Below are 10,688 nucleotides of genomic sequence, written 5' to 3'. Positions count from 1 at the left end.
AGATAACAAATGTTATTAGTACCATTTTGAAATGCTTTATCACTAATAATTTTGATATGTAGATCTATATTTGTTTTTATACCATCTATTATCAATTCTGATAGAGCATTTTTCATGCGACCTAATGCTTCATTTCTATTTTCTCCATGTGTTATTAACTTACCTATCATTGAATCATAATACGGTGAAATATTATATCCTGTATAAATATGTGATTCCCATCTTATTCCAAAACCACCTGGTGCATGAAAACGATTTATTTTTCCAGCACTTGGAATAAATGTATTTGCATCTTCGGCATTTATACGACATTCAATAGCATGTCCACGGAAAACAACGTCTTTTTGTTTTATCCATAATTTTTCATTATCGGCAATCCTTATTTGCCCTTTAATTAAATCAATATCAGTAATCATTTCTGTTAAAGTATGTTCTACTTGAATACGAGTATTGATTTCTATAAAATAAAATTTTCCTTTTTTATAGAGAAATTCAAAAGTACCTACTCCTTTATATCCGATTTCAACAAATGTTTTAGAACAAAGTTCTCCTATATATTTTTTAAGTTCTGGTGAAATATTTAATGCTGGTGATTCTTCTAGTAATTTTTGATGTCTACGTTGTATAGAACAATCTCTTTCACCTAAATAGACAGAATTACCTTTGCCGTCTGCAATTACTTGAATTTCAATATGACGAGGATTATCTATATATTTTTCCATATATACAACATCGTTATTGAAAATAGATTTTGCTTCTATTTTTGTAATATTAATGTATTTTTCTAAATCTTTTTCTTTATAGACAATATGCATGCCACATCCGCCACCTCCTCCAGAAGCCTTAATAATTACAGGATAACCTATTCTATTTGCAATTTTATAATTTTTTTGTATTTCATTGCTTAAAGGTCCATCAGATCCTGGTATACAGGGAATACCAAATTTTTTCATCTTATTAATCGCAGATATTTTATCTCCCATCAAACGAATAGTTTCTGCTTTAGGTCCTATAAATATAAAACCAGACCGTTCTACTTGTTCTGCAAAATCAGCATTTTCCGAAAGAAATCCATAACCAGGATGAATTGCTGTAGCTCCAGTAATTTCAGCAGCTGAAATTATAGCTGGTATATTAAGATAACTTTTAACTAGCTGTGCTGGTCCAATACAAACAGTTTCATCTGCTAACAATACATGTTTAAGATCTCTATCTATATCAGAATGGACAGCTACAGTTTTAATACCTAATTCTTTACAAGCTCGTAAAATACGTAATGCAATTTCACCACGGTTAGCTATAACTATTTTATCTAGCATATTGCGTCCTAATACTCAATAATGATTAGAGGTTCATTAAATTCAACTGGTTGACCGTTTTCTACTAAAATTGATTTTACTATGCCAGATGTATCAGCTTGAATTTGATTCATCATTTTCATTGCTTCTACAATACAAAGAGTATCTCCTATATTAATTTTTTGACCTATTTCGATAAAAGCTTTCGCTTCAGGATTAGGAGTGCGATAGAAAATACCTACCATAGGAGATCGTATAATATAATGACTATCTTTATTTAATATTTCTTGATTATCTGATTTTTTGGATTTAGCTATATTTTGAGTAAGCATTGATTTAGGTGAAATAGAAAATTGTTGTTGGTTTTTTGCAAAATTATTATCTTTGAAAAGTCGATTAATGGTAATAGATTCTGTTTGTTCTGATATTTTTAGTTTAGAAATATTATGTTTTTCTATTAATTCTATTAATTTTTTTATTTTACGAATATCCATTTAGAATTTTCCATATCTTATATCTTATTGATCAGTTAATTTTAGAAAGTTTTTGTATTGCTATTTTTAAAGCCCATAGATAACTTTCAGGCCCAAATCCACACATTAGTCCTTCTGATATATTAGCGAGATAAGAATTTTGTCGAAATGACTCACGGGAGTATACATTAGAAATATGTATTTCAATAAAGGGAATGCTTACTGATAATAAGGCATCTCTTAGTGCTATGCTAGTATGAGCAAATGCTGCAGGATTAATAATAATATAATCTACAGTTCCATAAGATTCATGAATGCGATCTATTAGTTTAAATTCAGCATTAGACTGTAAATGACTTAATTTTATGTTTAAATTATTAGCATATTTCGTTAAATCATCTAAAATATTTTTTAGACTTTTACAACCATATTTTTCTGTTTCTCTGATTCCCAGCATATTCAAATTCGGTCCATTTAAAAATAAAATATGAAATTTATATTTCATATTGTTCATTTTCTCCCTTAACTATTTAATATATTTAGTCATAATTATTATGATAATATTTATTATTTAGAATAAATTATAGTTGTATTTTTATGGTAAAATAATATAGCATTTTACCAAAATAATGAATTATTGTATTTACATAACTACATATATTTTAATATAAAAATATTTCTAATATTATAAAATGTTAGAAAAAGTTACATGAATAATTGATAAACAATTTATAAATATTCATTTTTAAAAAATTAATATAATTTTAATCAATAATATTAACTGATTTAATTAATTTAGACAGATAAACTTGTATAATTTAATTTTAAGTAGTAAGCTTAAATTTTAGATAAGATATTTATCCTTTATTTTAATATTTCATTATTTATGTAATAAATATATTTTATAATTAGTAAAATATTTTGGGTTAATTAATTTGTATATATTAAATATATATTTTATTCTAAATAATTGATATCAAAATTATTTCAATAATCTTGATATCAAGAACTAGCTTATTTTTATATTAATAAAAGACTATTAATTGAATGTATTTTCTTTAATTAATTAGTAGCTATATACCATATTTTTTCTATTATTTTATGGGATTTGTTATTAAAAGTATGTTTAAAAAATTTCGAGGTATGTTTTCTAATGATCTATCTATTGATCTAGGAACTGCAAATACTTTAATTTATGTTAAAGGTCAAGGTATTGTATTGAATGAACCTTCTGTAGTTGCTATTAGACAGGACCGAACTGGTTCTCCAAAAAGTGTTGCAGCCGTAGGATACGATGCTAAGCAAATGCTTGGCAGAACTCCAGGTAATATTGCAGCTATACGTCCAATGAAAGATGGTGTTATAGCTGATTTTTTTGTAACAGAAAAAATGCTTCAGCACTTTATTAAACAAGTACATAGTAATAGTTTCATGCGTCCAAGTCCTCGTGTTTTAGTGTGTGTTCCTGTAGGAGCAACGCAAGTTGAAAGACGTGCTATTAGAGAATCTGCACAAGGTGCAGGTGCACGAGAGGTTTTTTTAATAGAAGAGCCGATGGCTGCTGCTATTGGCGCTGGTCTTCCAGTTTCTGAAGCAGCAGGATCTATGGTTGTAGACATAGGTGGTGGTACTACTGAGGTAGCAGTAATATCTTTAAATGGAGTTGTTTATTCCTCTTCAGTTCGTATTGGTGGTGATAGATTTGATGAAGCTATCATCAATTATGTACGGCGGAATTATGGATCATTAATAGGTGAAGCAACAGCAGAAAGAATAAAACATGAAATCGGTTCAGCTTATCCCTGTGATGAAGTTCATGACATTGAAGTTAGAGGACGTAATTTAGCTGAGGGTGTACCACGCAGCTTCACATTAAATTCTAATGAAATTCTTGAAGCTTTACAAGAACCTTTAACTGGTATTGTTAGTTCTGTTATGGTTGCGTTAGAACAATGTCCTCCTGAATTAGCTTCAGATATTTCTGAACGAGGTATGATATTAACTGGTGGAGGTGCTTTATTACGTAATCTAGAACGGTTACTTATAGAAGAAACTGGTATTCCAGTTATTATTGCTGATGATCCTTTGACATGTGTGGCAAGAGGTGGAGGTAAAGCATTAGAAATGATAGACATGTACGGTGGTGATCTATTTAGCGAAGAGTGAAAAAATTTAATTATTTTTTCTGGATTTAGTATCATAAAAATATGAATTGCACAAGGTCTTTTTTCTTGAAATTACGTTTTTTTCTAGCGATATTTTTGAGTATTATACTTATTGTTGTGGATTGTAAGATAGGTCTATTCACTAAAATTCGTAGTTATTTAGACACGTCTATAGGTACCTTTTGTTCTTTTGTTAGTAAACCATCCCAAATTTTAAAAGACACATTGAAAAATTTTTCTTCAAATAGCCTTCTTCAAGAAGAAAATAAAAAATTAAGATATGAATTATACTTAAAAAATAGTGCGGTTCTTTTATTAAATAAATATAAAAAAGAAAATGAATATTTACGTAAATTATTGGGTGCTGCTGTTTTACATAATGAAAAACATGTAATGCTTAGTAGAGTTATATTTACAACTTCTATTCCATATTCTGATCAAGTAATTATAAATAAAGGTAACATAGATGGTGTATATAAAAACCAACCTGTTATTGCAGATAAAGGTATTGTAGGAAAAGTAATTTCTGTAAACAACAATACTAGTCGAGTGTTATTATCCTGTGATTCATCTAGTGGCATTGCTGTTAAATCTTTGCGTAATAACGTACATGCAATGGCTATAGGAAAAGGATGTGATAAAGAATTTCAATTACAATATTTAATAAAAAATGATATTGATATTAATCAGAATATTCATGTTGGTGATATTATGGTTACATCTAATTTCGATAATTATTTTCCAGAAGGTTATCCAGTTGGGACAGTGTCTTCAATTAAAATAGATAATAGAGTACTTAGGGCTTATATTCAGTTACATCCAGTGACTAACTTTAGGAATTTAGATTATTTATTGTTATTATGTAGAACAAATAATTCTAGTGAATCAAATAATGGAGATATATACCAAACAAAATTATAACCAAATGAAATAAATAAAAAATAATAGCAGATTTATTTTATTAGTTGTTTCATATTACATAAATAAAGGTCTGTAACTTGAACAAATATTGTTTTTGCAACAATAAATTTATTTATTTGTCTTTTATTATAATTTTTTTATTACAAATAATGCCTTGGCCATCAAATTATATATTATTACGTCCTTCTTGGTTTTTGCTATTGCTCATTTATTGGTTATTAGCTTTACCATACTCAATTAATGTAATTAGTGGCTTTCTCCTAGGTATATTAATGGATATTATTTCAGGATCTAAGTTAGGCATTGGTGCAATAACATTTAGTATTATTGCTTTTTTTATAACATCTAAATTTCAAGTAATTAGAAATTTGAATTTATTTCAGCAAATATTAATGGTTATTTTTATATCTTTATTTATGAATTTAGCTATATTTTTTATTGAATTTTTTATAATTGGAGCATCATTTAGAAATAAAATATTTTTAAATAGTATTGTTAATGGAATTATTTGGCCTGTATTTTTTTTATTTTTATCAAAAAAATATAAATAAGTATTTCTTAAGTATTATACTAATTATTACAATTTATAACTTAAGAAAATTATATTAATATGTGATAAAAAATAACAAATAAAATTCTTAAATTGAATATTATATTAATTAAGGAGTCAAGGATGAAAATTTCTATTCTAGGTGCTGCTGGAAGTATAGGACAAACTCTTTCTTTATTATTAAAACTGTATCTGCCAGAAGGATCAAAACTATATTTACACGACGTTAAACCTGTCATGGCGGGTCTAGCATTAGATCTTAATCATATTCCTACTAATATAGAAGTAAAAAGTTTTGTTGGAGAAAATCCATCTCCGGCACTAAAAAATGCAGATATAGTAATAATAGCAGCAGGAATACCTCGTAAACCAGGTATGGAACGTGAAGATTTATTCAAAATTAACGCCAATATTATTCTTAATTTAACTAAACAAATAGCTTTAACATCACCTAATGCTTTAATAGGAATTATTACTAATCCTATAAATACTACTGTAGTAATTGCTGCAGAAGTATTAAAACATTATAGCTCATATTCTAGAGATAGATTATTTGGTATAACTTCACTTGATATTATGCGTGCAAAAATATTTGTGAGTGAAATGAAAGAAAAAAAATTAAATTGTATCAATGTCCCAGTAATAGGGGGACATTCAAATAAAACTATTTTACCTCTATTATCTCAAGTCATAAATGTTGATTTTAATGAACAAGAAATAATTGCAATCACTAAACGTGTTCAACAAGCAGGTAGTGAAGTTGTTTATGCTAAAGCTGGTAGTGGTTCAGCAACTTTATCAATGGGTTATGCAGCTACATGTTTTTGCTTATCACTATTAAGTGCTCTTAAAGGAGAAGATAATATTTTAGAATATGCATATGTTGAAGGTGATTGTAAATATGCTAAATTCTTCACTCAACCTTTTATAGTTGGAAAATATGGAATTAAAGAATATAAAAAAATAGGTCCGTTGAGTAAATTTGAGCAAAAAAAATTAGAAAACATAATAAATTACATTAATCAAGATATTTTGCTTGGGGAAATATTTGTCAAAGAATTTTTTAATAATAAATAATATAAGTTTAGTTAATAAAATTTAAATAATTTATTATCAAAAGTTTTATTTTGAAAATATTTTCCTTTTAGAGATTCTACTCGCATTTGGAATGAAGGTAACGGTATCACTATATTATTTTGTGCGAATTTTTCTACAATTAATTGATTCATTTCATGACGCAATGGCATACGATGTCCCATTTCAGCCACATATACTCGCAATTCAAAAAGCATTATACCTTGCTGTAAATCTACTAAAAAAACTTCGGGAGAAGGATTTTTTAGTACGTAACTGCAACATTCAGCAGTATGTTTTAAAATTTTTGTTACTTTATCACAATTATTATTGTTAATTGTTGGAATTGTTAAAACAACACGTGTAACCGAATCTGATAATGACCAATTGACAAATTGTTCAGTTATAAATGCTTTATTTGGTACTATTATCTCTTTACGATCCCAATCAGTAATAGTAGTAGCACGTGTATTAATTCTAGTAACACTACCAGTTAAATCACGTATAGTAACAGTATCTCCAATGCGTATAGGTCTTTCAAATAGAATAATTAATCCAGATATGCAATTAGCAAAAATTTCTTGTAAACCAAAACCTAATCCTACACTTAAAGCAGCCACTAACCATTGTAATTTAGACCATTCTATTCCAATAACAGAAAAACCAAATAAACCACCAAATATGATGGTAACATACTTGGTTAGTGTAGAAATAGTGTAATTAGTTCCTGGTCTTAAGTTTAAGTGTTGTAGTACTACTAATTCCATTAAAGCTGGCATATTACGAACTAATTGCAATGTAATTATAAAGGTAAGAACAGCAACTAACAATGCACCTAATGTAATTGGATGATAGTTTGCATTATCTTGAGTTGAAGTGTTTGTATTCCATAATAAAATGTTATCGAAAAAACCAAGAGCCAAATGTATGTCTGACCAAGAAAATATTAATAACACTAATGCAAGTAAAGTTAAAATCCATCTGACAAGTTTTAATGATTGTGCACTAATTACGTCTAAATTAACCACGGGTTCTTCAATTTCTATAGAATCAGCATTTTGCATGCTTAACTCTTTTTCTTCTTCACTTCTTGCTCTAAGAGCAAGTATTTCAGCACGCTTCTGTTTAGCACGATCAAAGCTCAATCTACGATGTTGAATAAGCATCCAACGACGAATAATATGGTATACTATTAAAATAATGAACCAAATTATATTAGATATTGCTATATGTAATAAAATAGCTTTAGAAGCAGATAGGTAACCTAATGCAGAAGCAATTGCAGCAATAATTGGAATTAAAATGATAATATTCCATATTGTATTATTTATAAAATTATTACTTTTACCACTCTTATTGATATAAAGTGGAATTTGTGATTTTTTTAAACTAATACTACCAAGACTAATACCAATGCATATAAGGATAAAACATATACGACCCAGAGATGAATATAAATTATATTCCTCTAAATTATCTATAACTGTCAGTAAAATAATAATAGGTAAAATGAAACATAATGTTATAAAATAGTTAGTATTTCCTCTTTTTACTAAAATTTGAGACCATCTAAAATGCATTATAAATAACCCATTTGGTCTAGAAAATACATTTATAACTATAAACGTTGCTATTATAGGTGCGGTTTTTGCTATTCCATCACCTAAAGCAATCACAATGGGATAAGATGTATTTTGTAAAGTATATCCTATCTGCATCCATAGTAATGGAAGTGCAGAAGACATTAGAATTGATAGTATAACGGCACGAATAGTTAATCGAAACCTATCTTGTGTTACTTTTCCAACTTTAGCAGCCGAATGTTCTAAAAAATTATTGTATTTACTACGGAAAATAACACTTAAAATTACTAATAAAAATGCACCTATAATGGGCAACATTTTTTTAAGATCAAAAATGGTTTCCATTATTCCTTCTTTAAGGTGATGTAAAATACCTAAAGATAATAGATAATTTATATTATGTGAAATATCTGTTATATTTTTATAACTTATAGGATTTGTATCAGCAATCCAAAAAAGACGTTCTTGAGATAATTTTTTTACTTTTTTTAAAGCATCTTGTAATTGTATCGTTGCTATTTTTAATTTAGTATTTTCAATAATTAAATTATCACACCCAGAAATTAATAAATTAACTAACTCATATTTTATAAATAGTTCTTTTTTGGATATTTTACTGTAATTATTGTTAGGGAATATATTTAAAAAATTTCTTTTTTCTTGTTCAATTACCTTTTCTTTATTTTCCATCAAATATTCATAATGCAAACGTTGTAAACGGGTTTTAGCTATATCTTGTTCAATTTTTTTTAATTGTGGCATTTCAGGTAACTGTGCTAAACGTAATCTTAGTGTCTCACTTAACAAAACTGAATAATTCAATCCACTAGATTTTTCATTAAACATTGAAATTAAATATTTAGTTTTATTTATTTGTTCATAAATTAACTGTTGTTTATAATTTATTTGATCCATTAATTTAATTTGATTAGATAGAGCAACAGAAAAATCTTGATTTATATGAATATAATTTATAAATGGATTATATTTTGTAATTTCTTTCATTTCTTTTGATGATTTTACTTGATATTGATTCTTTAATTTTTCTCGTAAATTATGAAGATGTTTATTTAAACAAATAAATTTAATATGATGAATCTTAGAACGTAAACGTGCTAATTCTTGTCTATTATTTGCTGATAGTTGTTCTAATTCTAATTCATCAGCATATAATTCTTTATTTTCAAGTTCTTCTTGATGTATAAATTTTTTGTTATTTCTTTGAATGTTATCAACTATTACAACTTCATCTTTTTCTATATTCTTGCTTGTGTATATAGATTGCCTTATATCAGTTATTTTTCTAGGTAATTTTGATAGTGAATTGCTAATTTCAACAATGTTTTCATTTTCTTTTTGGAACTGACGTCCTTCTTCTATTAATTGTAAAATTGTTTGAAGAATTTCTTGATTTATATCATTGTAATATTGTTTATCTCTATTTAATTTATTAATATTTTGTAAATTATCAATTTGTTGTTTCATTTCAATATTTAATCTTGGAAAAAGATTAATAGTTTTTTTATATTTTTTTATATTTTTAATATGTTGATTTTTGCTAGAAAGAAAATCTTTATTCTTTTGAAAAAATAAAGATCTTTCGTCAGATTTTTTTAATTGATTATTAGTAAATTTTGTTTTTTCTGCTATTTGCGTCTTTAATTGGTAAAAATCAGCAACATTAATAGCAAAAGTTGATTCATTAATCCATAATGATAGAAATACAAAAATTATTACACGCATAAGTGATATTAATTAATTTGTTGGATGTTTTTTTATAAAATAGAGGTATTTTAGCTGTAACTGATTTACGCTAGAATAACATTTCTTATATATTCTAATTCAGTAATAAGTTTTATTTGACTTGGAGTAAATAAATTAATCACCGTTGAATCTAATTTAAAAATTTCTATTTCTTGATCTTTTATTAATTTTACTACATTTTTAGTGTTAATATCATAATAATACCATCTTTTAATAATTCTACCTCATCGTAGCATTTATAGTTTCTGTCCATACAGTTTAAATACTTCATAAAATAATAACACCTATCATAATTTTCATTAATGGTCCAATATAATTATTAAAATAAAAAATTATTATTTTATTACGAACAAATAAATTAGGTATACTAACATATGGTTATTGAATTTACTTAATAAAAATATTATTGAACGCAACACACAGTTATAGAAAATATTAATACGATAGTAATTATTTGTAGTTAGATAAATAGTAACGAATTTATTATTTAAAAACTGTGCAGACATAATTGAGTCACCAGCCAGTAATGCGTCTTTTATAGTATAATAATCTTTATCTTGAAATAAAATTGTTACCTTATAAATATAATTAAATCTGATTTTTGTCGTCAGCTAGTATAGTGATTATATTTAGATCAAGATTTATTGAACATAAATTATCTTCTAAAATCTGCACAAAAAAAATATTGAAAGTAAAATATTTATTAACATTATGCTTTATGAAATTTAGATATATTTTTTTATAAAACCAAAAAAATATATTGACTATTAATTTCGTAGACAAGCTAAAGTTACTATTAGCAATTATTACCTCTAATACTTTAATACCTTGTAATACTAAAGCTAAAAATAATATATCCA

General features: G+C 26.3%; 8 protein-coding genes. 4 read left to right on the top strand and 4 right to left on the bottom strand.

The annotated features are described in order from the left end of the window. From accC to aroQ, 3 genes are all read right to left on the bottom strand, one after another. Window positions 1-1,319 (bottom strand): acetyl-CoA carboxylase biotin carboxylase subunit (accC, locus tag FD726_RS02930; RefSeq protein ID WP_159990098.1); only part of this gene is annotated, 1,319 nt, incomplete at its 3' end. A gap of 8 nt (window positions 1,320-1,327) precedes the next feature. After that, window positions 1,328-1,792, bottom strand: coding sequence for an acetyl-CoA carboxylase biotin carboxyl carrier protein (gene accB, locus FD726_RS02925; protein ID WP_159990097.1), 465 nt, complete (start codon window positions 1,790-1,792; stop codon window positions 1,328-1,330). Between the two features lie 31 nt (window positions 1,793-1,823). Next, a complete protein-coding gene (aroQ, locus tag FD726_RS02920; protein WP_159990103.1) occupies window positions 1,824-2,276 on the bottom strand; it encodes a type II 3-dehydroquinate dehydratase in 453 nt (150 codons plus the stop codon). Window positions 2,277-2,893: 617 nt separating this feature from the next. On the opposite strand from aroQ, the gene mreB reads away from it, so the two are divergent. From mreB to mdh, 4 genes are all read left to right on the top strand, one after another. Beyond that, the gene (gene mreB / locus FD726_RS02915; protein ID WP_159990096.1) at window positions 2,894-3,937 is read left to right on the top strand and encodes a rod shape-determining protein MreB; all 1,044 of its coding nucleotides are present in this window, start codon (window positions 2,894-2,896) and stop codon (window positions 3,935-3,937) included. A gap of 41 nt (window positions 3,938-3,978) precedes the next feature. Then, the gene (mreC, locus tag FD726_RS02910) at window positions 3,979-4,857 is read left to right on the top strand and encodes a rod shape-determining protein MreC (RefSeq protein ID WP_255454563.1); all 879 of its coding nucleotides are present in this window, start codon (window positions 3,979-3,981) and stop codon (window positions 4,855-4,857) included. A gap of 77 nt (window positions 4,858-4,934) precedes the next feature. Continuing rightward, the gene (gene mreD / locus FD726_RS02905) at window positions 4,935-5,408 is read left to right on the top strand and encodes a rod shape-determining protein MreD (protein WP_236260983.1); all 474 of its coding nucleotides are present in this window, start codon (window positions 4,935-4,937) and stop codon (window positions 5,406-5,408) included. Between the two features lie 122 nt (window positions 5,409-5,530). Next, complete coding sequence (gene mdh, locus FD726_RS02900; RefSeq protein WP_159990094.1) at window positions 5,531-6,484, top strand: malate dehydrogenase; 954 nt, start codon at window positions 5,531-5,533, stop codon at window positions 6,482-6,484. 11 nt (window positions 6,485-6,495) lie between these two features. Here the strand turns inward: mdh and mscM are convergent, their stop codons facing one another. After that, the gene (mscM, locus tag FD726_RS02895) at window positions 6,496-9,807 is read right to left on the bottom strand and encodes a miniconductance mechanosensitive channel MscM (RefSeq protein ID WP_159990093.1); all 3,312 of its coding nucleotides are present in this window, start codon (window positions 9,805-9,807) and stop codon (window positions 6,496-6,498) included. Window positions 9,808-10,688 lie beyond the last annotated feature (881 nt).

The sequence above is a fragment of the Pantoea sp. SoEX genome (assembly GCF_009829945.1).
Taxonomy (GTDB): domain Bacteria; phylum Pseudomonadota; class Gammaproteobacteria; order Enterobacterales; family Enterobacteriaceae; genus Pantoea_C.
The sequence above is the reverse complement of the archived record's forward strand: the minus strand, read 5'-3'. Positions and strand labels throughout refer to the sequence as shown.